A 318-nucleotide genomic window follows, 5' to 3' on the forward strand; every position below is an offset into this window, starting at 1 on the left:
CCTTCGCCATTGCCTCGCTCGGAACCCGTTTCGGCGCGCAATTCCTCGACATCGTCTTCACCACAATCATCATATTCATCTGTGCCACCGCCATCATCTTCACAGGCGTGCTGCCTATGACGGCGGAGGCGATGCTCATGGTGCTGCTCGGTTTTTTGGTGCAGATCCCCTATTACATCCTCTCGGAACTCATCTGGAACGGACGCACGCTCGGAAAAAGAATAACGGGCATCCGCGTCATCAATGTGGACGGACGGCGGCTGACGCCGCACCAGGTGACCGCACGCAACCTGATGAAACAGGTGGAGATTTTCGCCC

1 protein-coding gene is annotated in these 318 nt (G+C 56.9%); it reads left to right on the forward strand.

Annotated features, from left to right (window positions below; all coding sequences use genetic code 11):
• On the forward strand, positions 1–318 hold a 318-nt coding region (locus tag AF337_RS32005; RefSeq protein ID WP_160320389.1), incomplete at both ends, for an RDD family protein.

Source organism: Rhizobium ecuadorense, assembly GCF_001187535.1.
Taxonomy (GTDB): Bacteria; Pseudomonadota; Alphaproteobacteria; order Rhizobiales; family Rhizobiaceae; genus Rhizobium; species Rhizobium ecuadorense.